Here is a 25,095-nt window from a genome sequence, read left to right on the forward strand (position 1 = left end):
GTGCGGGCTTCTCGTGTTCACCCATGATGGCGCTTCCCCTCCCGTCGGACGGTCGGCACGGATGTTCGCGTCCGCCTGGGAGCCATCGTGCCCGGGCGCAGCCGGGCGGGGAAGAGCGCGTCAGGGTGGCTTGTCGGTACGCGTGTTGACGTGCGTGCGGTGCCGGGACTCTGTCCCGCCCGGCCGCGTCCTTCCGGATCCTTTCGCCGTGACGGTCCGCGCCGCTGCTTCCGCGCCGGGGACCTGGCCGGAAGGCTGCCCGGAGGCTCGTTCGAGCGCCTCGGCCGCCGCATCGGGCTGGTGGGTCGAGCCGGGCGGGTTGCGGATCGATCCGGGCGAGGTGGTGCGGGTGGTGCTGCGCACCCGCAGGGCCGTGCGGGAGGCCGCCGTTGCTGTGGTCACCACCCTCGCCCGGCGTCCGGTTGGTCGTCCGACCTGCTGCGCGAGTACGCGATGGCCGTCGCCGCTTGGTCGTCTGCGGGGCGCCGTTCACCGGCTGCGGCAGGTTCGACCGCTGGGCCGGACACGGCCTTGCCCTGTCGCGTCCGGCGGCCCGCGCGGCCGAGCCGGTCTGACCCGTACTCAGGGGTGGACCGTGACCCGGACCGCTGTGACGGGGCGCCGCTGTCGGGGTGAGCGCGGGTCAGGTACCCGGGACCGGGCGGGCCAGCAGCTGGTCGAGGACGTCGGCGAGGCGCCGCGCCGGGTCCGGGACCGGCGAGGTGACCCGCATCGCGACGATCGCGTCCGGTCGTACGAGCAGTGCCCCGTCGTCGGGCAGCCACGGCGCGCGGACCCGGTGCGCCTGCAGGCCGACGCCCGCCGCGGCAGCGAGCCACCCATCGCCCGCGGCGCCCGCCAGCAGGGTCCAGCGGGATGCGACCAGGTCGAGGGTGGAGACCCCGTCGACCCACGCGTGGGGCACCCGTGAGCCAGGCGACCCGTCGAGTGCCGCCGCCAGGTCGACCGTGGACGGGAGTTCCGGCCGCGGATCGACGACGGCGGCCGAGTCGTACCGCTGGCCGAGGTGCACGAGCGGCGCCGCCCACACTCCCGCCGCCGCCCTGGCGGCGTCGGCCTCGGGTCCACGCCCCCAGTGCAGCGCCGGGTCGGCGAACCTGCGCATCGCCTGGTCCAGCGTCGCCGCGGCCACCGGCTCGCGCTCCTGCGCGTAGGTGTCGAGCAGGCCGGCGCCCGCCTCGCCGTGGTGGACGGCGGCCAGCTTCCACGCCAGGTTGTGGGCATCGGCGACGCCGGTGTTGAGGCCGAACGCCCCGATGGGCGCCACGGTGTGGGCGGCGTCACCGACCAGGAACACCCGGCCGACGGCGAAACGGTCGGCCAGGGCGCTCCGGGGCCGCCACGGCAGCACGCTGCGCACCTCGACGTCGAGCCCGGGATCGCCGACCGCCGCGCGGACGAGCGCGACGCACCGTTCCTCCGTGAAGTCCTCGGGGCGCTCGCCCCCGTCCACGTCGCAGGTGACGTGGAGGACCCAGGTCCTCGCTCCGTCCACGGTCACCAGCAGGCCGGGGGCCTGCGGCGTGGTGATCGTGCAGGTGCCGAAGGACATTCCCCGCAGGTGGGGCCGGAGGTCGGCGCCGAACAAGATGTTGATCTTCGACTTGCCCAGGTCGCCCGCCCCGGAGGTGCCCAGGCCGAGCGCGGTGCGCACGGGGCTGTGCGTGCCGTCCGCGGCCACCACGTGCCCGCAGCGCAGCGCGTAGCGGCCATCGGGCCCCTCCAGCTCGACGTCGACCTCGTCGGCGTCCTGCACGATCCCGACCAGGCGGGTCGACCAGCGCACCTCCGCTCCGCGGCGTGCCAGGTCGGCCGCCACCACGGCGTCGAGGCGGTCCTGCGCGCAGACGCCGCGCAGCCTGAACGGCGTCGTCTCCGGCTCGGTGGCGGACGGGACCGGCATGGGCACGGTCACGACGTCGCCCGTGCCCATCTCGACGACGGTCCGTGCCACCGCCTTGGCCGTGGCACCCCGAAGGTCGACGGCGGCGGCGTCGACGGCGGTGTCCAGACCGAGTTCGCGCAGGATCTCGACCGTCCGGGGCCCGATGCCGGTGGCGCGCGGGTGGACCGACGGCCCCGGGCGGCGTTCGACGAGGACCGCGGGGACGCCGTGGTGGGCGAGCAAGGCCGCGGTGAGCAGCCCGACGCTGCCGCCCCCGACCACGAGGACCGGAACTTCTGGATACGCTGTTTCCGTCATGGCTACACCGTAGCCAGAAGCTAGAATGCCGGTCAACGAGAGAGGGAAGCACCCAATGACCGAACCCGATCCCTGGTCGGTGTGGACCAGACCGCGTCCCGAACCGGCCCGCCGCGCCCCGGGGGTGGACCAGTACGTGGCCGCCGCGCTGGCCGTCGCCGACGCGGAGGGCCTGGCCGCGGTCTCGATGCGCCGGATCGCGAGCGACCTCGGCTCCGGGACGGCCACCCTCTACCGCTACATCACCAACCGCGACGAGCTGGTCGACCTGATGGTCGACGCGGCCCAGGGCGAGGACCCGCTCCCCGAACCCACCCCCCACTGGCGCACCGACCTGGCCGCGGTCGCGCACGCCCAGCGCACCATCCTGCTGCGCCACCCGTGGCTGGCGGCCGAACTGGCAGGCAGGCCCTCGCTCGGCCCCAACACGCTCCGGCGGGCCGAATCCGCCCTGCGCGCCGCCGTCGCACTCACCCCCGACATCACGCTGGCGTCGCAGGCGCTCGGTGCCGTGCACGCGTACGTGCTGGGCTCGGTGGCCACCCAGCAGGCCGCCCGGCGCGCCGAGCAACGCACCGGCCTGAGCGAGGAGCAGTGGCAGCGCAGCCTCGGCCCCTACATCAGCGCCGTCCTCGCGGCGGGCGATCACCCGATGCTCGCCCGCCGCGTCCACGAGGCCGAAGAGCTAGACCCCGACGCGGAGTTCGCGTTCGGCCTGGAGTGCGTACTCGACGGCCTCGCGGCCCGCACGGGCCGCTGAGCGGTTTCGGGGGCACTCGGGCCCTGGGACGCGGATCCGATGGGATCCGAGGTCCGGGTTCCTGGTCCGGCTCACGGTTCGACGGCGACGACCAGTGTGTGGCGCGGGACGAGATCGGTGGCTTCCGTGCGGTGTGCGGGATTGTCCGGCCGCACCTTGGTCGCCTCAACGGGGCGGGTCGGCCGGTCACGGGCAACCCCGCTGCCGCACGGGCGGAGTGAGCCCGCCGCGCTCCTTCCGTACTCCCGCCGTCCTTCCGGCGCCGGCCGGGCGGCCGGAGGGCCGGGGTCCGGTTGTGGTGGGGGCCGCGGCATGGGGCAGGATGGCCGTGCGTTCGGAACGCGTACATCCGCTCCAACGCGGCAGCGCACGATACGACCTGACAGGCGACAAGGTGACGACACAGCACGTACGGCGGCCGGCGGCGGCCCGCTCCCTCGTCCTCCACACTGCGGGGGCACGGCGGTGACCCGGGACCTGGTGCTGCACGACTGGGTGGTGGCCGGCATCGCGCTGGCCGGCGGCTGCGTGGCCGCTCTGGTGCTGCGGGCCCTGATGAAGTGGCTGGGCAAGCACGCGAGCAGGACCAAGTGGAGCGGGGACGACATCATCGTCGACGCGCTGCGCACCATCGTCCCCTGGGCGGCCGTGGTCGCCGGGGCCGCGGTGGCGGCTTCGGCCCTGCCGCTGACCGCGCGGATCGGGGCCCTGGTCGACCGGTCGCTGACGGCCGTGCTCATCGTCATCGCGACGCTGAGTGCGGCCCGGGTGGTGGCGGGGCTGGTGCAGTCGGTGGCCGCATCACGGACGGGCGTCGCGGCGTCCGCGAGCATCTTCGTCAACATCACCCGCATCGTGGTGCTGTCGATGGGCGTCCTGGTGGCCCTGGAGACCCTCGGGGTGTCCATCGCCCCGCTGGTCACCGCCCTCGGGGTGGGCGGTCTCGCAGTCGCGCTGGCATTGCAGGACACCCTCGCCAACCTCTTCGCGGGGGTACACATCCTCGCCTCGAAGACGGTCCAGCCGGGTGACTACATCCGGCTGACCAGCGGGGAGGAGGGGTACGTCGTCGACATCAACTGGCGCAACAGCGTGGTGCGCAACCTGTCGAACAACCTGGTGATCATCCCCAACGGCCGCCTCGCGCGGACCAACATGACGAACTTCTCCCGGCCCGAGCAGAGGCTGTCGATCCTGGTCCAGGTCGGCGTCGGCTACGACAGCGACCTGGAGCACGTGGAGAGGGTCACCCTCGAGGTCGTCGACCGCGTGATGGCCGATGTCAGCGGTGGAGTGCCCGAGCACAAGGCCGCTGTCCGGTTCCACACCTTCGCGGACTCCAGGATCAACTTCACGGTGACCCTGGGCGTCGGCGAGTTCAGCGACCAGTACCGGATCAAGCACGAGTTCATCAAGCGCCTGCACCAGCGGTACCGGACGGAGGGCATCTCGATCCCGGCACCCACGCGCACGGTCTCGCTGCAGCAGAACGCGGCTGCCGGGGAGGTCGGGGCGGTCGGGGCGGTCGCACCGTCGTCCCTCACGGCGGTTCCGCACCAGTGGGAAGGGTCGTCCGAGGTACGGGCGTCCGAGGTGCTGGCCGACGGGCTGCGGTAGCCGGATGCCGCCGACAGTCCGGCCTGCTGCCCTGTCCGGGCAGGGCCGGGGCCGGGGCCGGGCGGCCGCGGGGCGCGGGCCAGGCAGGTGCTGCTGACCACCTCGCAGTAGCTGAGCTGCCGGCTCTGAACGTTTGCGGGAGGTACTGGACTCGCAGGCGCCGATTAGGAATCGAGCGGGGTTGTACTCAGAGGTCCACGGAGGGACCGGATCACGGTGCTGCGGAGGAACGGCGGGTCAGCGGTCAGCCGCTGCGGCGGGCCGGAGGCCGAAGCCGAGCCCATGGTGTGCCAGGATCTGCTGCGGTGACCAGCGACCCTCTTGCTGGCCTGGACGATGTGCCCTGGGCCCAACTGCAGCATTCCTACGGCAAGGCCGACGACGTCCCCGGACAGCTTCGGGCGATGCGGGCGGGGGATTGGGAGGGCCAGTACCCGCCGGGTGCGCAGCTCGCGAACCACATCGTGAACCACGGCATGCGATCGCAGGCTGCGGTGTACACCGTTCCGTTTCTCGTGCGGATGGCGCTCGACCCGAGATTGGTCAACAGGCACCGGTTCGTCGCTCTGCTGGTCGCTATCGCGATCGGGCGGGACAACAACCACTTGCCGAGCGGCTACGACCCTCAGGAAGACCGCGACCACCTGGCGAGCATGCGAGGTGAAGCCGACGACTGGGCTCGGTGGATCGCCGGGGCCACGGACGACGAGCAGCGCACACAGCGTCAGGAGAGCTGCGAGCAGGTGCTCATCGACGCCGAAGCGGTTGTGTCCTCCTACGACGCTGTTCGGGCAGCACTTCCCGCACTCTCGCCGCCCTGCTGACCTCGGACAGCCCCGAGCTGCGCGCCGCGACGGCGAACCTGTTCGCGTGGTTCCCCGAGTCCGGGTCGAGGTCGATTCCACTGCTGAAAGCGTTGGGTGTAGCTCTTCTGCGGTGAGCCCGCTGATCAGGCGGTGAGTGTGTATTTGTCTCGGTGGACGTGTTGGTGTTGGCGGGCGAGGTGGTAGCGGAAGTAGGCGTCGCAGTCTCCGTTACTCTCCACTGCGCGGAGCTTGAGGACGGCTTCGGCTCCGATCAGGCTCCAGCGGGCGCCGGTGATGTCGAGGCGGTCCGCGATCAGATACCGGCACGCGCCCTCGAAGACTCCGGTCGCGATCGGCCAGCTGGCCGCGAGCGCCTGGTCGTAGTGCAGGTACTCCCGCTTCGCCCGCAGGTAGCCTGCACACGCGTCCGCGCCATGTCGTCGTTCCCCGCGCAGTGCGGACGCGTCCGCCTGTTCCTCGATCCGATCAGCGACCCGGGCGGCGTGACCGGCCAGGAGTGCGAGGGCTTGGACGGCGACCCAGCCCTCGGCGGCGGGATCGTCGGCGTCGTGGAGGCTGAACGTGGCCTTCCAGAGGTATTCCAGGCAATGGATCAAGTCGAGGACGATGTGAACCGTGACGTCCCGGCGGGTGGCTTCGGCCTGGACAGGTCTATGACGCGGTCCCGGCGGTGCGGCGGGCGCACGATGTGATCGCTGTTCCCGGCGGTCGGGCCGGGGACCGCGAGCTGAGGCCGGGACCAAAGGCGAGGGACAAGTGGCTGACCAGCTCAGTCGCCGCCGATGCCCGCGAGGTGGTCAGGCAGGTCTTCGAGCAGGCCGCATCCCGCGACTCCGGGTACCGGCGGTGCTGGGTCGTGCTGGGACCGTTCCCAGCGTGGCCATGCGCTTGCGGTTCGGCTTCTTACCCGCGGTCAGTCAGTCGCGGAAGACACCCCGGTGCCTCGCCGCGGCCTTCGCGGTCGCGGGCCGCAGGGCATCGGGCCGCATCACAATGCCCTTGCCGTCCACCGACAGCACCAGCAGCACCTCGGCCGTGGCCGGAACCGGAACCCGGGCACGGTAGAACGCCTCGACATCCGTGGCGGCAGCCGCCACCAGCTGTTCGACCTGCCGTTTTCCCGCCACCTTCCCGCAGCGCCGCGTGATCGCCGCACTCGCCGCGTCGAAGGAGCCGCGGACCGCCTCGACGGCGGCCAGGCGACGTAATCCGTGCGAGTGCCGCCCGGCCAGCAGCGACAGAGCAGTGTCGGCCGGGTAGCAGTTGCGTGCCGGGGCCGCCCGCAGCGCGCACATGCGCACGGTGACCGTGCCGAACGCCGTGGCCAGGGCCCGGTGGTGACCGGCCTCGACTCGGGTTCGCGGGCGTCCCCAGGCATCGGTCACCGGTCCCGGACGGGTGCGCAGCGCCTGTTCCTCGCGCAGTGCGCGCAGGTCCAGATGGTCCTGCAGGAGCTGTCGCAGCAGTTCACGGCCCCGGGGTGTCGAGCAGGTCCTCCAGGCCCTGGTGCGCCAGGCCAGCCGCGGCCGGTGCGGCGAGGTCGTTCACGAGGGTCTCGAAGCAGCTTCGGGCAGCGACAAAGGGGTTAGCTGTCGTGGGGCGTGACGTACGGTCCCACTGGGCTCTTCTTCCGACGGTCCTGCTTGTTGGCACTTCCGAACCTTACGAAGAAGAGCCCGTCAACCAGCGGGTTTTGACACATCCGCCGCATCCGCGCGCACAGGGCAGGCGAACATCCCCGGCATCTGTTCCGTCAGCCACTCGCGGGCCACCAGCCGCTTCGGTTTCGACCGCAGTCCCTCGACCTTCGAGGCGTCCTCGGGCATCCCGAGCACCGGCGCGATCTGCTTCGCCCGCAACGGCCGCCCCGCGTCCCTCAGGACCTCCAGCACATCGCGATAGGACTGCGGCAGCACCGACTCATCGAGTCCCGGCCGCCACGGCGGCACCGTGAGCACCCCGATCACCGGCCCGTATCCGGACCCGGCGACGTCACCACCCACGACCGTGATCGACTCGGGGCCCGGTAATACGCTGGTGCCGGCCTCTGTCAGGGCTTCCTCAACGGTCTCCCGCGCGATCTGCAACCGGGACAGCCGCTCCTGCGCCGCCGCCACCTCATCGGCCAGCGCCGAAGCTCTTCCAACCGTGCCCGTGCCACCCGTTCCCGCAGTTCGAGCTCCTCGACCAACGAACCCATGGCCGCCACCTCGCCTCCATAGAAACGGTAGGAGAAGCACACCAGTCACCGCAGCCAAGCCCACTACTTCCCAGCTCAGCCTGTCCCTACAGAAGAGCTACACCCGAAGGCGACCATGCGCGTCCGCGTGCGGTGGCCGCGCCGAGGGCCCGAGCTTTTGGCGATCGACACGCTCCATGGAGGTGTAGCCATCAACCCCGCCCCCTGAGCCAGCGGCCCGGGCATTGCCACACAAGTCAGAGTGCTGTTATATAGAAGCTACAGAGAGTAATCGGAGGTCGAGTTGTGACAGGCTCAGCGCTCAGCAGCGGGACCGGCTCCAGCCTGTCGGCACCAGCCTGCGACGTGACGCAGGCTCGTCATGCCGGGGGTTGTGTGCGCTCCCGCGACATCGGCGGTACGCGCGGGGTGCCCAGCGAAGCCCGGCGCCGCAGACATATTCCGCAGATCCTCGAGTGTAGCGACAATCGATGCGTTTACCATTAACTATCTCCGGTGCATGCGTCAGTCCTGTAGCGGGCAAGCACGCCAGAAGGTGATGCAATGATCGAAAGATCTTCCGACGATCCAGGGCGAGAGGGAGATGGATCATCGCGTGAAGGTACGCGATCCGAACTCTCGGGAAATGCCCGAGATGTCATTCAAGCGCGTAGTGTAAGTGGCGGCGTCCACTTTCATGGATCGGCGGCGACTTCGAAAAAGCTGCCTCATCAGCTGCCTGGCGATGTACGCAATTTTGTCAATAGGGTCGCCGATCTCGGGCGCCTCGATAGTGTCCTTTCACAGGGTATGCAAGACCTGCAAGCTGCGACGGCGTGTGTCATCGTAGGTACCGCTGGAGTGGGGAAGACGTCACTCGCGGTGCACTGGGCACATCTGGTTCGCGATAGATTCCCAGACGGTCAGCTCTATGTCAACTTGCGCGGGTACGATCCAGGCGCACCGGTGACCGCCTATCAAGCACTCGATAGGTTTTTGAAGGCTCTACACGTTACCCCCGGCGAGATCCCATCGGATCTTGATGATCGAACTTCACTATTTCGTTCAATTATTGCCGATCGTAGATTGCTGATTCTTCTTGACAACGCTGCGACAGTTGGACAGGTTCGACCGCTCCTCCCAGGGACATCGGAGAGCCTGGTTCTAATTACGAGCAGGAGCCGTCTGTCGGGATTGGTGGCACGAAATGGCGCATATCGAATCACTGTGGAAACTCTGCCTGAAGAAGAAGCAGTCAACCTCCTTCGGGCAACCACTTCAAGCTATCGCTTCGAAGATCGCCAAGAAGATCTACAAGAGCTGGCACGGCTTTGTGCTCGTCTGCCTCTAGCCTTGCGGATTGCCGCAGAAAGGGCGGCAAGTCGGCCGCATATGCCACTCAGTGAACTAATAAGAGATTTGCAAGATGAGTCAGAGTTGTGGGAAGCCCTCTCTGTCGAGAATGACGAGGAAGCAGACGCGGTCCGTACGGTTTTCGCTTGGTCATATCGGGCTCTGACAGAGGATGCGGCACGTCTCTTCAGGCTACTGGGTCTTCACCCTGGCCCAGATTTCCGAGGGCAGGCCGCGGCAGCGCTGGCTGATATTCCTGTCGGCCAAACAAGGCATCTTCTTGATGCACTGACTGGCGCTCACCTCCTAGAGCAGACCATGCCAGATCGCTATAAATTCCACGACCTCCTTCGTGCCTATGCCAGCGATCAGGCGCACAGTGAGGAGTCAGGTGACGACCAGATTGCCGCACGGCGTAGAGTGCTGGAATGGTACCTCCACACCGCCGCCAGCGCCCCGTTGGCCTCTGCGCTCTTCATCCGCCAGCCTGTACTTGATCCACTCAGTCAAGGCGTAGCGCTTCCGAGATTGTCATCTCATAGCGAAGCTGTCGATTGGTATAAGTCTGAATGGGAAAACCTTAGTACGGCAATCCGCATGGCGAAGTCATCCGGGCTCGGCGGCATAGCATGGAAACTCTTCATGGCGCAGTACCGTTTGAATGACTTTGTCCATTCTATCGATGACATGATGGGCGAGTCTCAGATCGCGCTAGAGGCAGCAAGACAGGCCCAGGACTTGTATGGGGAGGCAGAAGTACTACACATTCAAGGGATTATCTTTGAATGGGGGCATCATCAAATTTCCAATGCTTTGAGCCGCTATCAGGCTTCTCTGGAGATTCGTCAAGAAATCCGCGATCAAGTGGGCCAGGGGATTTCCCTGAACTATATCGGATTTGCACATGCGCATGCAAGGAGGTTTCTTGAAGCGGAGCCGTTCTATAGGCGAGCTATAGCTCTATTCGAGAGCTGCAATGATCGCTCGAGACTTCTTGTCGTCGAGCGAAATTTGGCTACAATCGCGTTCAACCTAGGCCGCTTTGAAGAAGCAAAAGCCCTGTGCAATGGAACACTCGGCGAAGATCGAGCGGCAGGAATGAAGTTTGGCGAACTGGCCTCGCTGAGGATAATTGCACAAGTTTCACTTGCGACTGGAGACTTCGCGGAGGCTTTGCGCATTTCCAGTGAAATTGCGACAGAGGCTCAAGGACTCTCAAGCCCTCTATACGAGGGCTCGAGTTTGATCTTAAGTGGGGAGGCTCAGTGTGGACTTGGCTCATTCGAAGATGCGCTTATCTCATTCCACCGTTCCGCTACTCTTTATCGTCAACTCGGTATTCGTGTGGACGAAGCTGTCGCCATCAATGGTGCTGGCCGCGCTTACTACGGCCTGGGCCGGCTTCAGGATGCAATTTCTTTCCATCGACGATCGGTGGCCGTGTGCCGTGAGTGCGATGAGAGATGGCACCTCGCTAGATCATTGAATGATCTAGCGATGGCAGTAGCCGCTTCTGGGGATAATGATGAAGCGCAACAGTTTTGGGCGGAAGCTCTGAGCTTGCTCGGTCATTACAATGATCCGCAAGCTGTTCTGCTTCTGCAAAGTGTGACATCCTCGCTCGCTGCGCCTGGAGAGTCATCGCAGTCAGTTGATTAGGAACTCTTCCTGTAAAGAACTAGGGTGTGTTATGACGCGTGGTTGGGAAGCCGATGAGTCAGCAACTTTCGTCCGTCGGGCTGGCAAGTCCGCTGCTGAGCTGGGGAGTACGGGTGGGGGAAACGGCTGTCCCGATATTTGGGAACTTAGCAACGGTGATTTCGCCATCATTGGCAGAGACCTTACTGACGCCTATGCGGCTGGACTACCCGATGACGTATCCATTGGACCCGATGAGCGTCTTGTAGTCATTCCGCGGATAATGGTGGCTCATGCGAAGCTGGATTTCCCGGATGCCTGATTGCTTGACGGAATGTAGCGAACGGGTTCGCAGTTACAATAAGGCAAGAGAGGCCAGGATGCCGGTTGCGGTGAGCAAATACACGTCAACGAGAGTATTTACGTGAGTACCGATAGCCGGCCGGATGCGGTAGGCTCTCTGGCCAGCGATCCGCTGAGGATCATCGTGCTCTCGCACGATGCAAATGGGTTTGCATTAATTCGTTCGATATGCAGCAGCGAGGGACATGTCGTCGTCGCAGAGGTATTCGCCCGGTCGCTGAAGCCTTGTAAGCCAGTGCGAGAAGATGCAAGCGATACGGTCGCGGGGCTCATTGATGCGATTCCAGCAGACGTCGATCTTCTAGTGCCCTCAAGTACGAGAGGATTGGCTCAGGCGCTGCCTGGTTACCGCCCGGACCTCATTATTTGCAACGGATTCCCCTGGAAGCTTCCCCGGAGTGTGCTTGAGATTCCACGGCTCGGTGCCGTCAATATTCATCCATCACTGCTGCCACAATACAGGGGTCCTCTACCTGTCCACTGGGCAATCCGTAACGGCGACGCTGAAATTGGGCTGACGTTCCACTGGATGGACGAGGGGTTTGACAGTGGACGGATTATCCTTCAAGAGGGTGGGATTCCTCTTGATGACGAGGTAGTACCTGATCGGATCTTCGGCTACATCGATGCGGCGATCGCTCGCCTGCTCCCCACCGTTCTCGAACGAGCTGCAACTGGTATAGTTGGCGAAATTCAAGATGACACGGCCTCCTCGTACGCACGCTGGATGGAGACGGAGTTTCAATATATCGACTGGGCGGACAGCGTTCGAAGCATTCATAATCAGGTCCGCGCAAGCCGGCTATTTTCCCCCGCGAATGGCCCGATCGCTGAAGTTGAAGGCGCCTGGGTCAAAATCCTGCGAACTGAAACTAAGCCAATGGACGGCATCCGCGTCGAATGCTCCGATGGATCGATTTGGATTGTCGAATCGCTGCCGACGAGTCCGCCACATACAGGCACGTCGAGGAACGCAGAGCCTTTGGCTAAGGCTTGTCCCGTAACGCCTGACCACAGTTGAGGTCTCGCCAGAACGCCTGCCGCCTCGGCCTGTTGCTCGAAGCTGAGGTACTGCTGCAGGTAGTGGTGGACGGACAGGGGTCGGATGCGGATCAGCTCAGGACTCGAATGAGTCCTTCGCGCTGTGCCGCCGAGGGCGCTTGACACCGCTGCATGCCAAGAGTTCGGTCCCGGTGGCGTCGAAGTACAGAGTGAAGGACCAGAGCCCGTCCGCTGAGTCGATGATCCCGGTGCGCAGTTGCTCGCCGCGGTGCAGTGCAAGGATCTCAACGGTCTCGTCGAGACCGATGATCTCCTGCAGGCCACGGGCCAAGGACCGCTTCAACCTCGTTGCGGCGATACCGGCGACCATCCACTGGGGCACCTCCCTGTCCCAGACCTTCACGTCGGCGCCGGCGGCGATGGCCTCGCGTGCCGGCTTGCAGGCGCTGGTCTGGTCGGTGAGCATCGCGGCAATGTCGGGCCGGTGCGGGGGCTCGTCTTCGATGGCCATGCGGTGACTGTAGAGACCGAGCGGAGGCGTCGCTACAGGATTCGGCGCGGCCAGGGCAAGGGAGACAGGGGATCACGATGTTGCGCCGGGCATTGTGGATCGATCTTGTGATGGCTGGTGTGATCACGGCTTCGGAGCCGTCCTGGATATACCCCCGTTCACCGGGCTGGGCCTACGCGACTTCCAGAAGCTGATCACGATGCTTCGCCGCGAGGGCGCCGGCGCGATGCGCCGAGGCCGCCTGTGGCGCCTGCCGCTGGAGGACCGGGTCCTGCTGGTCGCCGCATACTGGCGGACGAACCTGACACTGCGGCAGCTCGCGCTGCTGTTCGGGGTGTCGAAGTCGGCGGCCGGCCGGATCATCGACCACACCGGCCCCGTGCTCGCGCTCAACCCGCGGCGCCGGCCAGCACCCTCATCAGGTACGCACCCAACTGGTTTGCTGCGGCGCCAGGTACAGGGGCGCGGTGTCGTAGGTCACCGCTACGCGGGGGGTGCGTCCTCATGCGAGGCCTGCCCGGTCGGGCGTTGTACATGGGAGTTGAAGGTCAGTCCTCCGGAGAAGTCCCGGCCCTGAACGACCGCGCCGTACTGGGAGCCGCCGCTGATGGTGTTGTGTGTTTCACCCTCGCCGGTGCGCAGGAGTTTCGCCTGTTCGTGCCACTGCTGCAGTCCTGCTCGGAAGTCGGGGTCAAGGGCAGCTCGTACAGCCAGTACCGTGCTCAGCGTGTGCCCCCGTGCTGGATCGGTCGGGGCCTGCTCTAGGGCTACCAGTTCCACCGCCCCGGAGCTGAGAGCGGGCACTGCCGTGTCGTCGGTGGTGGCCGGTCCGTGCCAGAACGGGCGGCGCACCAGTGCACTCAGCCCATCCCACGCCTGCCGGCCCATCTCTCCGCCGGCACCGCCCGCTAACGCCGCCAGAAGCCCTACGGAAACCGGATCCACTGTGTACCCCCAGATGAACAGCCGCCAGTGGCGAACACGCTATGGCAACCGCAGTTCCGCCGGTAGCCGATCAGCATTTTCCTGAGTGGTCGGAGCGGGCTCTGCCGGGAAGTGAAGCAGTGGATCGCTCCTGAGCGGTTCGTACGGCAGCCTTGCGGTGATGGCCCTCGCTGAGACTCCCGAGGCCACGACGCTGCGGGCGGTGGAGGCCATGCTCGCCGGTCTGGCTGACTGTACGGGCGTCGAAAGGTACGACGACAGGCACTACGCGGCGAACAGGCTGTTCACCCTGGTCTTTCCGGGCGAACCGGCCGAAGTGCCGCAGTCCTTCGAAGGCCTGAGCGCCGTGCAGCAGAGGGTCGTCCGGTTCATCGCCGACCAGGACGCCGGTGGGTGGCCCGCCGACGGAATGGAGGCTCTGCGCCGGTGGAAGGTGCCGACCGGGCACTCCGACCTGCGCGCATACGTCGGGAGCGTCCAGGCCGGCCGGTAGGCCGACAGCCGGTGTCGGGGGGCCGTGAGGCCGGATCGGCTGACGGGCAGGTGAGGTGGTGGCAGAGCGGGCACCCCTAGAAGCCTAGAAGTGGACGGCGCCGGTCGGCTCGGCCGCCGCCAGCAGGTCACTGGCGGTATGGGTGTTCGCCGGGTCGGCTGCGGCCGCCAACAACCTGGCGGCTTCGACCCCGTCGGTGTCCGGAGGGATCACGAGCAGGTCCAGCCGACTCGTCCCGTAGGAGCGCACCATGATCTCGTTGCGGTCCTGCTCCTGCTGGAACCAGCCGGCATGGACCACGTGTCCGGCGACCGGGATTCGCGAGGGAATGACGGGCCAGTGCGCGGGATTCACGGTGACACGGGTCACCCGGCCCCACCGCCCGTCCAGTTCCTTTGCGAGGGAAGGGAGTTCGGCGAGGAGGTCGTGCGACCGGGGCCACCAGGCGCCGTCCAGCCGGCCCGCGGTGGCGCCGTCGGGCGTGAGCGACAGACGCAGTGGTGATGCTGGCATCCGTGGTGTGTTCACACGGTCGAAGGTCACGGTCATGTCCCGGACCTATCCCCGGGTCCATTCACATGGGCCCGGCATTGTCGGTCTCCGGAGACGAAGCCGGACTGGGGACCGGCATGCGATGTGCCTTCGGTGATTCCCAGCTTACTCCGGTGCGGGGCCGGACCCACCATGTCCACAGGCCCGCATGCGGCTGGTCCCAGGCGGCCGACTCGACCGGCGGCAACTGCGTCGAGTCGATCCAATACTTCGCCACCGACCAGTAGCACCAATGCTTCCAGGGGCGGCCCGACCAACAGACCGCCCGTCACCCGCTTCCTGCCGGTCCTCAGACACGGTCTCAGGGTCGCAGGATGATCCGTGATGATCGCAGGGGGCCGTGACGGAGTCGGTCAGCTGTGTCCCGGCCAGGGAGTTCCACGGGATCAACCCGGGGGAGCCGACGATCGCGGAGCGTCGTCCTGCCGGGAGTGTTGTCCGGGTCGCCTGGGCGTGCTGGGGTGAGGGCGCCAGTCGGGGTCGGTGCATCTACGCGCCCGCCGTGACCCGCATCGCCCCGTCCCACCCGGCGAGCCCGCAGACCCGCCCGGCGGATGCCGTCCGGTGACCGCACCGGGTGGTCGGCTGCCCAGCGTCGGCCGCCCTCATCGACGGTTGTCCGGTGTTGTGGCGGTTCGGTGCTGAGGTCGAACCAGTGGTGGCGGCGGTCGCGGGGGTGTTCCTGCGGCCGTCGCCGACACCACGTGGAGGTTGCCGGGTGCGTGTCAGTGGGCCGGTTCGAGGTGGTCGGTGTTGTGGTGTGCGGTGTTGAGGTGGGTGGTGAGGAAGCGGGCGGCGCGGTCGAGTGCGGCGTCGGCCTCGTCGAGGCGGCCGTAGTGGTGCTGGTAGACGTGGGGGAGGCCGGGGCCGATTTCGAGGGTGACCTCGACGTCGTCGGCGCCCGCGCGGGCGGCCAGCCGGACCGCGTCGTCGAGGAGCACTTCGTTCGCCCCGACCTGGATGAGGAGCGGGGGCAGTCCGGTGAGGTCGGCGAACACCGGGCTGGCCAGGGGGTGTGCCCGGTCGCCCGAGCCGACGTAGAGATCGGCGTAGGCGCGTATGTCGGCCTCGGTGAAGATGGGGTCGGCATCCTCCTTGGAACGGATGCTCGCTCCGGCGAGGGTGAGGTCGGCCCAGGGGGAGAAGACGACCACGGCGGCCGGCTGGGGCAGCCCGGCCTCCCGGGCGGCGAGCAGCGTGGCGATGCTCAGTCCGCCACCCGCGGAGTCACCGGCGATGACGAGGTCGCGCGGGTCGGTGCCCGTCGCCAGGAGTTCGCGATAGGCGGCGAGCCCGTCGTCGACGGCCGCGGGGAAGGGGTGCTCGGGCGCCAGCCGGTAGTCCACCGATGTCGCGCGCAGCCCGGCGCGGCGGGCCAGTTCGCCGACCAGCCCTGCGTGGGTGTCGGGTGAGCCGACGAGGTAGCCGCCGCCGTGCAGGAAGAGCAGTCGGCCGGGGCCGGATGCTTCGGCTGGCTCCAGGTCCAGGGCCGGCCGCCCGCCGAGGACGGTACCGCGGGTGGTCACGCCCTGGGGCGCGGGCCGGGTGAGGGCCGCGGCGAAACCGGCGCGCTGCTCGTCGGGGGTGGGCCGTGTCTCGCCGCGGGGGGCGGAACGGAGTGCGGTGTCCAGGGCGTGGCGCTGCTGTCGGGACATGCGGGGCCTCCAAGGGTCGGGATGCGAGGATGGATTCCCGGGAATCCACCTGTCCGACCCTAACCGGATTCTCGGGAAGATGATTCCTGGGAATCTACTGGAAGGCCAATTGTGAGCCACGTCACCTCGATCTTCATCGACCTGGTCCGCGTCGAGACTCGGCTCTACAACGCGGTGAGTTCCCGACTGCGCGCCGAACAAGGCCTGGGGCTGGGGCAGTTCGAGTTTCTGGAGATCATCGACCGCGTGCCGGGGTGCCGGGTGCTCGACATCGCCGGCGAAGTGGCGATCACCGTGGGGGCCGTCAGCAAGGCGGTCGACCGGCTGGTGGCCGCGGGCTGGTGCCAGCGGGTCGCGCACCCCGAGGACCGCCGCTCGTCCGTCCTGCGCCTCACCTCCGCGGGCGAGGAGCAGCTGTCCGCCTCCCGCCCGATTGTCGAGAGCGAGCTCGTCGCGCTGACCGCGCCGGTTCCCCCGGACGATCTTGCGCGCATCGCCCCGACCCTGGCCGCCCTCCGCGCAACCCTCGAGGCGGGCCACCACGGCCAGCCGGGATGAGGGGCCATGGCCGGCGAACGACGTCCGGCCGGCGGAGTTGAGAGACACTGCTCTGTCCGCACGGCCGACATGACGTATTCGCGTTGGGTTGCGTGCGACCGTCGCCTCCCTGGGCGCCTGGGTGGGCGCGGTGTGGGCGCGCCGGTGGCGGGTGGGCCCGGGCCGGGCATGGCCGGCTGGCGCCTGTGCGACCTGCTCGCGGCCTGGTGTCGCCCGACCGGCAGTCCCGTCCGGGGTGGACGGGCCGCCCGGTCCGGGGGTGCGGTGTGGCGGTGGGTGTGGGCATTCCGTGGCGCTAAACGCTATGGGTTTGCTTTAAGCCGTCCGCGCTCCTAGGGTGGGCTAACGCAAAGCCTTAGCTTTTTGGCTGCGCTCCGCCACGTCAGCCGGGAGAAGCCGATGTCCGTCACAGAACTCACCCCGCCGGAGGCGGCCCGCTGGGCCGCCCACGCCGGGCTCCGACTGCCGGCCGACCGCCATGCCGCTGTCGCAGCCACCGCCAACCACATCCGCTCCGTCGTTGCGGTCCTGCGGGAGCTGGACCTCGGGGACACCCCGCCCGCCCCCGCCTTCCTCGCAGGACAGGAGATGCACGATGCAGCCGTATGAGATGTCCCTGACCGCAGCCGCCGACGCGATCCGGGAACGGCAGCTGTCCCCGGTCGAGTTGACGGACTCCGTCCTTCGGCGCATCGCCCAGGAGGAGCCGCGCCTTCATGCCTATGTCACCGTGACCGCCGAGCACGCCCGGCGGGCCGCGCGTGCGGCCGAAAGCGACATCGCGGCAGGCCGTCACCGCGGCCCGCTGCACGGCATCCCCATGGGGCTGAAGGACCTGATCGATGTGGCCGGCACAACCACATCGGCCAGCTCCCGGGCCAGAGCCGCCCATCGGGCGCAGGCGGACAGCACCGTCGCCGCACGCCTGGGGGAGGCCGGAGCCGTCCAGGTCGGCAAGACGCACACGCACGAGTTCGCCTACGGGCTGATCACCCCGCAGACCCACAACGCCTGGGACCGGGGCAGGGTCGCCGGCGGTTCCAGCGGTGGATCGGCCGTCGCCGTCGCTGCCGGCATGGCGACATTCGCCCTGGGTACCGACACGGGCGGATCGATCCGGGTGCCCGCCGCGCTCAACGGGGTCGTCGGCCTCAAGCCGACCTACGGGCTCGTACCCCGGCATGGCGTCACGTCCCTGTCCTGGTCGCTGGACCACGTCGGCCCGATCACCCGAACCGTCGAGGACGCGGCCACGGTCCTGACAGCCCTGGCCGGACACGATCCCCGCGACCCCGCCTCCCTGAACACGCCTCCCCGGGACTACTGGCCGGCTGCAGAAACGAACCTGACGGGGCTGCGGGTCGGCGTGCCGCGCAACTACTACTTCGACCACATCGACCCGGAGATCGAAGCCACCGTCCGGCGCGCCATCGACCAGCTCCAGGCGCTCGGCGCACGCATCGTCGAGGTCGAGATCCCCATGACCCGCTACATCCAGGCCACCCAGTGGGGCCTGATGGTGCCCGAGGCCACCGCCTATCACGAGGCGACCCTGCGCACGACCCCCGAGCTCTACCAGGACGACGTCCGCATCCTGCTGGAGGCCGGCGAACTGATGTCCGCCGGTGACTACCTGCGCGCCCAGCGCTCCCGCACCCTCATGCGGCAGGAGTGGGCCCGCATGCTGCGAGAGGTCGACGTGGTCGCCGCCCCCTCCGTCCCCGCAACCGCCGTCGAGGCCGGTCAGGAGACGATCACCTGGGACGACGGCACCGTCGAGAGCGTCTCCGACGCCTACGTGCGCCTGTCGTCCCCCGCCAACATCACCGGAGTGCCGTCCCTGTCCCTACCGGTGGGCCACGACACGGCAGGCCTGCCGATCGGCATGCAACTCCTCGGGCGTCCGCTCGCCGAGAGCACACTCCTGCGCGTCGGCCACGCCTACGAGCAGACCCGGCCCGCCCGCGACCTGGCGCACGTGGCGTGAACGAATGACGGAGCCCGGCGGCATCACCAGGGGAACCGCCAGACGCAAAGAATTTGCTTTAGGTGCTGTCTCCGGCATGTCAGGGTCGGATGCGCCACGTCCGGGTCGGGCAGTCGCGGATCTGCCGGGACCTCCTGACACGCGTCACGGGTGGGTCCGCGCTGACCGACGAGGCCCCGGAGTTCGCTCCGCCGGTCGGGGAACCCGAGCTCTACCGGGGCGGGCCTGGATCCGTGGGCGGGTGCTGTCGGGCGGGTGCTGCCCGGCCGGAGCGCCTGGTGCGCCGGGTGGGGCGGTGTCAGGATCCGGCTCCGGGGAGCCTCTGGGAGAGTTCGATCATGTTGCCCCACGGGTCGCGGAAGAACGCCAGGCGGCGGCTGATGGCCTCGATCTCGAAGGGCTGACCGATGAGGTCGACGCCGCGCGCGGAGAGTTCGGCGCGCGCCGCGTCGACGTCGTCGACGTGCAGGCACACGTGCTGGTAGCCGCCGTGCTGGAGGCTGACGGCCAGGTCGTCGACGACCTCGTTCGGGAAGGGCACGGGTCCGGCGAGCAGCTCCAGGTGGAACTCGTCGTCGTTCGGCGGGCAGAGGTAGGCGAGTCTCAGCTTCCCGTAGGGCCACTCGTGCAGGACGCGGAAGTCGAGCTTCTGCGTGTACCAGGCCTTGGCGGCCTCGTAGTCCGGGACACGGATTGCGACGTGGTGCCCGCGGAACGAGGCGAACGGACTCGTCGGATTCTTCGGCGGGTGTGCGGGCATGGGCATCGCGGTCTCCCCGGTCCTGTGGGACTACGGCATTCATTGGAACGCGGGCGCCGGCCTTCACCGCCCAGGCGCGCGGTCCGTGCCGGTCTGCGGGCCGTGGCGGCAGTGTTGCCGGGCGCCGGCTCGCGGTGCCCCGGTGCTCGCCCCGCGCCCGGCCGGCCCCGCTGCTGTTTCCTGACGGCGTCTGCGCCTTCAGATGTCCGGGGGAGACGTTCACCGGGGCCGGCGTGGACGTGGGCTGGCCGTTCGGAGAAGTGACGGATGGCCAGGATCCGTTGACGGCGCCGAGCCGGTGCGTCGGGCTCGTGGCGGTCGCCCTCGTCCCGCGGTGGGCACCGCTGCCGCCACCGCAGGGTTTCGGGTCCCGGTTCTCAGCCCTTGCCGAAGTGCAGCGGGGGGAAGGCACCTGCTGCTCGGAGGGTTGTGGAGAACCGGTTCGCCAGTTCGGTGAGGCGTGCGGTGGCGGCCGGGCCCAGGTGGTCGTACGGGGCGGCGTCGAGGCGGTCGGTGAGTGCCTCGGTCTCTGCGCGCAGGGCCGTGCCCGCCTGCGTGAGGTCGCCTGCGTGGTCCAGCAGGCCGCGTTCGCGCAACTGGTCCCGGCTGGTGTCCCACTGCTGGGTGGACCACCCGCGGGTGCGCATGAACAGGGCCGAGGTGGGTGCCGTGCCGGTGGCGTTGTGCAGTACCAGCGCCTCGATGCCGGACAGGCCGGCGATCGCCAGGGCGGCGAGGTGGCCGTCGCCGCGGTGCTCGCGCAGCAGCGTCGCTGCGTGCCACAGGGCCAGGTGCGGTTCTTCGGGGACTGGGAGATCGGCGTTGGCGGCGTACAGCGGCCGGGCCTCCCGGCGGCAGGCTTCGGTGGCGTGCAGGGCCAGTTCGGCCGCCTCGGTGATGTCCGTGGACGTGAGGGCCTCCTTGCCGAGCAGTCTCTGCAGTGTTCGGTCCGCGCCGCGCAGTCGTGCCGCGAGCACCTTCTGCGGTGTGGTCACGGTCCATGCGGCGGGGATGTACCGCCGTATGTGTTCGTGGTTGAAGTTGTAGAACGTCGCGGTGACGGTGCCCGCTTCGACGGCCCCGAGCGGTGCCGCGCGGCTCGCGAGGTAGACCATGGCGCCGCGTTCCAGCCCGAGTGCGGTGAGTTCTTCCTCCGGCTCCGGTGCGAAGTACACCGATGCGTGCAGGGGGCTGACGGCGTTGTGGCAGCGGCGGTGTGCGCCCGCCTCGAAGGAAGTCATGAGGTGGCTCCGATGTCGGTGATCAGGCGGTCAGGTGGTCAGGTGGGCTCGTGCGGTCGGGTGGACGAGGCGCATCAGGCTTCGTCCGTGGGTTCGTGGTGGGTGCAGTCGGTCAGTCCGGCCGCGGTCTGGGTGAGGTGCTGGGTCAGGACCGCGGCTGCGGTGTCGGCGTCACGGGCGAGGGCCGCCTCCTCCAGCCGACGGTGTTCCACGAGGGCATCCCGGCGGGGGTTGCGGTGCGCCGACCAGCGGCGGGCCAGCTCGCTCGCGGTCCACAGACGGTCGAAGGTCTCCAGTAGGACGAGGTTGCCGCACCCCTCCAGCAGGGTGCGGTGGAAGAGCCGGTGGGCCTCGGCCCATGCGCTGCTGTAGTGCTTGCCCTCCTCCGGTACGTACGCGGGGGTGCGGGCCAGACGGTGGTGGGCGGCCCGTACGCGGGCCTCCCAGTCCACGTCGCCGCGTTCGACGGACATCCGCAGCATGACCGGCTCGATGGTCCGCCGGGCCTCCGCGATCTCCTGCCAGCGGCGGTCGGAGAAGGCCGGGACGGCGAAGCCGCGGTTGGGCAGCCGGTCGGCGAGGCCCTCGCCGACCACCCGCACGAGCGCCTCCCGCACGACGGCCAGGCTCACGCCCTGCTCCTTGGCGAGGTCCTGGGGCTTGAGGGCGTCACCGGGGGCGTGGTCCCCGCGCATGATCGCATCCCGCACGTGTGTGTAGACCTGCTCGGAGAGCATCTGCTTCTGCTTCCCCGCCGAGGGCGAGGTGTGGGGCGGTTGGGTCATGAGGAAATGATAGACGATCAGATGGATAATCGATTATCAGCTGGTGTTCGGTCGGGCGCGCCAGGACCGGGGAGGCCGAGGACTTCGGGTTCTCCGGCGCCGACCTGTTGGCCAACGGCACGCTGATCGAGGCCAAGAGCACCCGCCATCCCAGCGCTTCGAGAGGGGTGCCGCACGGACGATCCTCCGCTGTCTCCTCCTCGATAACACCGACCACCTCCGCATCGGCACCGGCGGCATCCACCTCACCAGCACCGCCACCTTGGTCACCTGGCCGTTGAGGACTTCCTCGCCCTGCCCGGTGCCCGGTGCCCGCCGCCGCCACCGGCCGGCGGCGCTGCTTAGAGTGTGTCGCGCGGTTCGGTGGACGCACCTCAGGTCCCTGACCGGCTGGAACGTGAAGGCGGGTGGTGCGTTTCCGGCGATGAGGGGAAGACCGCTCCGCACCTGACCCGGGACCGCGAGGCCGCCAGGCCCGAGGACGTCGACCTCCTTGCTCCCCGGCGGGCAGAGGTGGCCGCCGGCGGTGCCGAAGGACCGGATGGCCTTGACGGGCTGGCTCAGTGCCGAGGCCGTGACGTCGGCCGGGTGCACGCAGACAGACCTTCGGGGTCTGGGCCCCGTCGGCGGCGGGTGGGATGGCGAGTTGGAGACGGGGGGCGCTAGGCGGCGTCGGCATGTGCGGCAGCCCGTCCTGGCGGAACCGGCAGGTCGGCTGGTGCTGTTCGGCGCGGACCCGGTGGAGGATCCGGCGTGGGTGAGCTCGCCGACACCGCCGCCGCGCCGGCAGGGGAGTGCCGGGCGAGCGACCGGGGTGAGGGGATCCGCGCTGCGGGCGAGCTCCTCGAGGCCGTGGCGTCCAAGCTCTGTGCGGCGGACCGCTTCCGGGCCGGATCGGCTGCCGAGTCATATCGCCGCCGTCGCCCGCCCGGCGATCCCGCGTCAGTACCCGCAAGGTGAAGTCACCCATCTCGCGTTACGCGGAACGGCAGCCGGACGGCCGCCCCACCGGCAGCAAGGTCGTGACCTCGGTGACGACCACTCTCCTGCCACCCCCACCACCGCGGCCCCTTTCTGCCCAGAACGACCGTCCCCCACCATGTGGCCATGGGAGGACGAGCAGCCGCATCGAACGTGTTCTGCAGGAGAGATCGCCTGACTCCTCATGCCCACGCCGGTGGAACCGGGCTGAGTCGACTCATCAGCCGCATGGGATAAGTTCACGGCCCGATGGGGCAGACCGCGGATCATTCGATTGTGTAAGTCCCACGGCGCCCACAGACTGGCGGAACCGTCCCGATAAGGGGCATGAAGGAGGAGCAGTCATGGGAAGACGTGTCACCATGCTCGTCAGTGCCGGAATTCTGGCAACAGTCGGCCTTATCGCAATGCCTGCAACATCGTTTGCCGCCGTGTCCAGTTCGACGACATACACGTGTAACTCTAATTTCGGGAAGGTGAAACTCGCCACCACCGCGACGCCGCAGCAAGCTGTGCAGGTACTTGCGCACACGGTGCCGTTCCTGAAGATCGACGCGAGCAGCTGCGTGAAGGCAACCTGAGCATTCGATTCACCATGATATTTTGCGCTGCGGAGACGCGGGGGAGGCCCCTGCAAGAATCCGGCCAGCACTACAGTGGCTGATCGTGTCTGCTCAGCCGGTCGAGCGTTTGCATATCGTCGTGGAGGCGCTGCGGGACGTTGAGCTGTCGTCCGTGCGGTTCGAGGACTTCTTGCTCCGGCCGCCGGGCTGTTCGGGCAGCCTGGCGAGTCCCGATCTGTTGCGCGACGGTGAAGATGTTCGCGGAGGCTATGACGTCCGCCGACCTCGACCAAGCCAGTGGCGGCGAGTTCTGCCGCCCTAGAGCGCGTCCTCAAAGGCGATGGGCTGATGAGCGATCATGTTGGTCGTGATTCGTCGTCATGAGCTGTCGGACGTGGAGTGGCAGGTGCTGTCCCGTCTTCTGCCGCGAGCAGGGACGGGACGGCCTCGGGCGGACGACCGGGTGGTGCTGAACGGGATCGTGTGGAAGCTGCGGACCGGCTCGGCGTGGCGGGGCGTGCCGGAGCGGTGCGGCTCGTGGCAGAGCCTGTACACGCGTTTCCGCAGGTGGGCCTTGGACGGGACCTTCGCGCGGATGCTGCGGTCGATCCAGGCGGAGAAGGACGCGGCCGGGGACATCGACTGGCTGGTGTCGGTCGACTTCACGATCGCCCGCCCGCTGTTGAGACTGCTCGGCTGGTTCGCCGACGCGCCCGTTCCCCTGGGCATCCTGCGCCCGATGACACTGGCACCCGTACTCACCCACCCGGCGTTCGGGACCGCGCCGACCGGACACGGCCTGCAGGTCGGCGCCCGCGCCGTCACCGTCGGCACCGTCCGGCTGTCCGTCGAGGGTCTGCGCGCGTTCGGTCTGCTGCACACCATGGGCCCGGATCGGACCTTCGCGTTCAAGGACACCTACGCAGCGGTCGACCCCACCGTGGCACAGGCACAGCGGGACGCCTGGACCGAGGGCCCCGACCGCGAGGTGGACCTCCCGGGGAAGGCGGTGGAGCTGTTGCACGACTGGGCCGCCCACGCGCGGGGCGTGGACGTCGATGAGGATGAAGCCGCCGCCTTCCAGGACCCGGCGGGTGCGGGCGACGGCGCAGCACCGCTGCGCCGTCCCGGTTGCCGTGCCGGGCCGCTCCGTCTCGCAGGTGCGGGCCATGTCGTGCGCCGCGGCGGTGTGGTGGGTGTCGGGGGCGCTGCGGGGACGGGGTGGCCCGGGGACGGGGAGTGGCCGCCGGGCCTGCCCTTCGGGCAGCGGCTGGCGGCCGATGGCGGCGTGAGGCATCAGGGCGAGGGAGCGGGCCCGGCTGCGGCGGCGGTTGCGGCGATCCGACATGCCGGACAGCCTGCCCGTTGGCGGGCGGCTCAAGCAGGGCCGTAGGGCTGCCACAGCGGCGGGTTGTGGTGCCGTGCTCCGGAGGACGTCGGCGCCCGGGCCGCCCGCCGTGCCTCCTCCAAGGTTAAGAGCAGGATGGTGAGGGTCAGCCAATTGTCGTGATGAGCATGGCAGTTCACTCGTTCGCGACCGGGGAGGCTGAATGTTTCAGGGTTAAAGGTGGGTTAGGGTGGGTGGTGGGGGTGAGGCTGTGATGCCTACGCAGGAGGAGCTCTTCGCGGCGGTGGACGCGCTGCTGCACGACAGTGGTCCGCGGCTGCCGGAGCCCGCGGAGCGGGCGCGGCTGCGGGAGGCTGCGGGGGTGCCGCAGGCGCGGCTGGCCCAGGTGCTGAGGACGACGACGCAGACGGTGAAGAACTGGGAGGCGGGCCGCTCTGAGCCGCGCCCGCCCAGGCTGGAGGCGTACGCCAGGCTGCTGGAGGGCTGGGCGCAGCAGCACCCGGTTCCGGCGGCGGCCGAGGCGACCGTCGCCGAGGTGCCGTCCGCCTTCGCCGCCCGCGCCGCGCAGACGGCTCCGCCCGCTGCCGTGGAGAACACGGCCGTGGAGAGGACGGCTGCGCAGGACACAGCCGGGCAGACCCCGCAGGCCCCGGAGGTTCCGGAGGTCCCTGACGACGACGATGGCGAAGCGCCAGCTGTTCCTGATGGACCACGCGGGCCTTCCGCTGAAGACCGTGCTGGAGCAGCTCGACC

At 68.5% G+C, this 25,095-nt stretch carries 22 protein-coding genes and 2 pseudogenes; 14 read left to right on the top strand and 10 right to left on the bottom strand.

Going from position 1 to position 25,095, the window contains the following annotated elements:
• Positions 1-643: 643 nt before the first annotated feature.
• A complete protein-coding gene (locus tag AB0D08_RS11885; protein WP_359888045.1) occupies positions 644-2,224 on the bottom strand; it encodes an FAD-dependent monooxygenase in 1,581 nt (526 codons plus the stop codon).
• Positions 2,225-2,279: 55 nt separating this feature from the next.
• Here AB0D08_RS11885 and AB0D08_RS11890 point away from each other — a divergent pair, with 55 nt between their 5' ends.
• From AB0D08_RS11890 to AB0D08_RS11900, 3 genes are all read left to right on the top strand, one after another.
• Positions 2,280-2,984 carry a TetR/AcrR family transcriptional regulator C-terminal domain-containing protein gene (locus tag AB0D08_RS11890; protein WP_359888047.1) on the top strand — a complete coding sequence of 235 codons (705 nt, stop codon included), beginning with the start codon at positions 2,280-2,282 and terminating at the stop codon, positions 2,982-2,984.
• A gap of 465 nt (positions 2,985-3,449) precedes the next feature.
• The gene (locus AB0D08_RS11895) at positions 3,450-4,601 is read left to right on the top strand and encodes a mechanosensitive ion channel family protein (protein ID WP_359888050.1); all 1,152 of its coding nucleotides are present in this window, start codon (positions 3,450-3,452) and stop codon (positions 4,599-4,601) included.
• Between the two features lie 305 nt (positions 4,602-4,906).
• Entirely contained in the window at positions 4,907-5,425 is a 519-nt protein-coding gene (locus tag AB0D08_RS11900; protein ID WP_359888052.1) for a hypothetical protein, read from the top strand.
• 125 nt (positions 5,426-5,550) lie between these two features.
• Here AB0D08_RS11900 and AB0D08_RS11905 read toward each other — a convergent pair whose 3' ends face one another.
• The 3 genes from AB0D08_RS11905 to AB0D08_RS11915 form a co-directional block, all read right to left on the bottom strand.
• Entirely contained in the window at positions 5,551-6,024 is a 474-nt protein-coding gene (locus AB0D08_RS11905) for a hypothetical protein (RefSeq protein WP_359888055.1), read from the bottom strand.
• Positions 6,025-6,345: 321 nt separating this feature from the next.
• On the bottom strand, positions 6,346-6,813 hold the full coding sequence (locus tag AB0D08_RS11910; protein ID WP_359888057.1) for a hypothetical protein: 468 nt from the start codon (positions 6,811-6,813) through the stop codon (positions 6,346-6,348).
• Between the two features lie 294 nt (positions 6,814-7,107).
• Positions 7,108-7,545, bottom strand: coding sequence for a hypothetical protein (locus tag AB0D08_RS11915; protein WP_359888059.1), 438 nt, complete (start codon positions 7,543-7,545; stop codon positions 7,108-7,110).
• A gap of 626 nt (positions 7,546-8,171) precedes the next feature.
• Between AB0D08_RS11915 and AB0D08_RS11920 the strand changes: the two genes are divergently transcribed.
• From AB0D08_RS11920 to AB0D08_RS11930, 3 genes are all read left to right on the top strand, one after another.
• Positions 8,172-10,619 (top strand): tetratricopeptide repeat protein, encoded by a 2,448-nt coding sequence (locus AB0D08_RS11920; RefSeq protein ID WP_359888062.1) that lies wholly within the window; start codon positions 8,172-8,174, stop codon positions 10,617-10,619.
• A 31-nt stretch (positions 10,620-10,650) separates the two neighbouring features.
• The gene (locus tag AB0D08_RS11925; protein ID WP_359888064.1) at positions 10,651-10,920 is read left to right on the top strand and encodes a hypothetical protein; all 270 of its coding nucleotides are present in this window, start codon (positions 10,651-10,653) and stop codon (positions 10,918-10,920) included.
• A 102-nt stretch (positions 10,921-11,022) separates the two neighbouring features.
• Positions 11,023-11,982 (top strand): formyltransferase family protein, encoded by a 960-nt coding sequence (locus tag AB0D08_RS11930; RefSeq protein WP_359888065.1) that lies wholly within the window; start codon positions 11,023-11,025, stop codon positions 11,980-11,982.
• A 96-nt stretch (positions 11,983-12,078) separates the two neighbouring features.
• Here the strand turns inward: AB0D08_RS11930 and AB0D08_RS11935 are convergent, their stop codons facing one another.
• Complete coding sequence (locus AB0D08_RS11935) at positions 12,079-12,474, bottom strand: hypothetical protein (protein ID WP_359888066.1); 396 nt, start codon at positions 12,472-12,474, stop codon at positions 12,079-12,081.
• A gap of 110 nt (positions 12,475-12,584) precedes the next feature.
• Between AB0D08_RS11935 and AB0D08_RS11940 the strand changes: the two are divergent.
• Both AB0D08_RS11940 and AB0D08_RS11945 read left to right on the top strand, forming a co-directional pair.
• Positions 12,585-12,880, top strand: a pseudogene (locus AB0D08_RS11940) (transposase family protein); the annotation flags it as partial.
• A 699-nt stretch (positions 12,881-13,579) separates the two neighbouring features.
• On the top strand, positions 13,580-13,912 hold the full coding sequence (locus AB0D08_RS11945; RefSeq protein ID WP_359888069.1) for a hypothetical protein: 333 nt from the start codon (positions 13,580-13,582) through the stop codon (positions 13,910-13,912).
• An 84-nt stretch (positions 13,913-13,996) separates the two neighbouring features.
• Here the strand turns inward: AB0D08_RS11945 and AB0D08_RS11950 are convergent, their stop codons facing one another.
• Both AB0D08_RS11950 and AB0D08_RS11955 read right to left on the bottom strand, forming a co-directional pair.
• Positions 13,997-14,425 (bottom strand): DUF5994 family protein, encoded by a 429-nt coding sequence (locus AB0D08_RS11950; protein WP_359888071.1) that lies wholly within the window; start codon positions 14,423-14,425, stop codon positions 13,997-13,999.
• Positions 14,426-15,189: 764 nt separating this feature from the next.
• The gene (locus AB0D08_RS11955; RefSeq protein WP_359888073.1) at positions 15,190-16,119 is read right to left on the bottom strand and encodes an alpha/beta hydrolase; all 930 of its coding nucleotides are present in this window, start codon (positions 16,117-16,119) and stop codon (positions 15,190-15,192) included.
• A gap of 111 nt (positions 16,120-16,230) precedes the next feature.
• Between AB0D08_RS11955 and AB0D08_RS11960 the strand changes: the two genes are divergently transcribed.
• The 3 genes from AB0D08_RS11960 (at position 16,231) to AB0D08_RS11970 (ending at position 18,664) form a co-directional block, all read left to right on the top strand.
• The gene (locus AB0D08_RS11960) at positions 16,231-16,677 is read left to right on the top strand and encodes a MarR family winged helix-turn-helix transcriptional regulator (protein ID WP_359888075.1); all 447 of its coding nucleotides are present in this window, start codon (positions 16,231-16,233) and stop codon (positions 16,675-16,677) included.
• Between the two features lie 399 nt (positions 16,678-17,076).
• Positions 17,077-17,286, top strand: a complete 210-nt coding sequence (locus tag AB0D08_RS11965) for a hypothetical protein (RefSeq protein ID WP_359888077.1) — start codon at positions 17,077-17,079, stop codon at positions 17,284-17,286.
• Positions 17,273-18,664, top strand: a complete 1,392-nt coding sequence (locus tag AB0D08_RS11970) for an amidase (protein ID WP_359888079.1) — start codon at positions 17,273-17,275, stop codon at positions 18,662-18,664. The genes AB0D08_RS11965 and AB0D08_RS11970 overlap by 14 nt, the downstream gene beginning before the upstream one ends.
• Before the next feature lie 298 nt (positions 18,665-18,962).
• On the opposite strand, the gene AB0D08_RS11975 is transcribed toward AB0D08_RS11970, so the two are convergent.
• The 3 genes from AB0D08_RS11975 to AB0D08_RS11985 all read right to left on the bottom strand — a co-directional run bounded on the left by AB0D08_RS11975 (position 18,963) and on the right by AB0D08_RS11985 (position 21,450).
• Positions 18,963-19,430, bottom strand: a complete 468-nt coding sequence (locus AB0D08_RS11975; protein ID WP_359888082.1) for a VOC family protein — start codon at positions 19,428-19,430, stop codon at positions 18,963-18,965.
• 371 nt (positions 19,431-19,801) lie between these two features.
• Positions 19,802-20,665 carry a hypothetical protein gene (locus tag AB0D08_RS11980; protein ID WP_359888085.1) on the bottom strand — a complete coding sequence of 288 codons (864 nt, stop codon included), beginning with the start codon at positions 20,663-20,665 and terminating at the stop codon, positions 19,802-19,804.
• Positions 20,666-20,739: 74 nt separating this feature from the next.
• On the bottom strand, positions 20,740-21,450 hold the full coding sequence (locus AB0D08_RS11985; RefSeq protein WP_359888086.1) for a GntR family transcriptional regulator: 711 nt from the start codon (positions 21,448-21,450) through the stop codon (positions 20,740-20,742).
• 1,325 nt (positions 21,451-22,775) lie between these two features.
• Here AB0D08_RS11985 and AB0D08_RS11990 point away from each other — a divergent pair.
• The 3 genes and pseudogenes from AB0D08_RS11990 to AB0D08_RS12000 form a co-directional block, all read left to right on the top strand.
• Positions 22,776-23,012, top strand: coding sequence for a hypothetical protein (locus AB0D08_RS11990; RefSeq protein WP_359888087.1), 237 nt, complete (start codon positions 22,776-22,778; stop codon positions 23,010-23,012).
• A 349-nt stretch (positions 23,013-23,361) separates the two neighbouring features.
• Positions 23,362-24,387, top strand: coding sequence for a transposase (locus tag AB0D08_RS11995; protein WP_359888090.1), 1,026 nt, complete (start codon positions 23,362-23,364; stop codon positions 24,385-24,387).
• Positions 24,388-24,595: 208 nt separating this feature from the next.
• Positions 24,596-24,760, top strand: a pseudogene (locus tag AB0D08_RS12000) (hypothetical protein); the annotation flags it as partial.
• Positions 24,761-25,095: the final 335 nt, after the last annotated feature.

The sequence above is a fragment of the Kitasatospora sp. NPDC048540 genome (assembly GCF_040651175.1).
In the GTDB taxonomy this organism is placed as follows: Bacteria; Actinomycetota; Actinomycetes; order Streptomycetales; family Streptomycetaceae; genus Kitasatospora.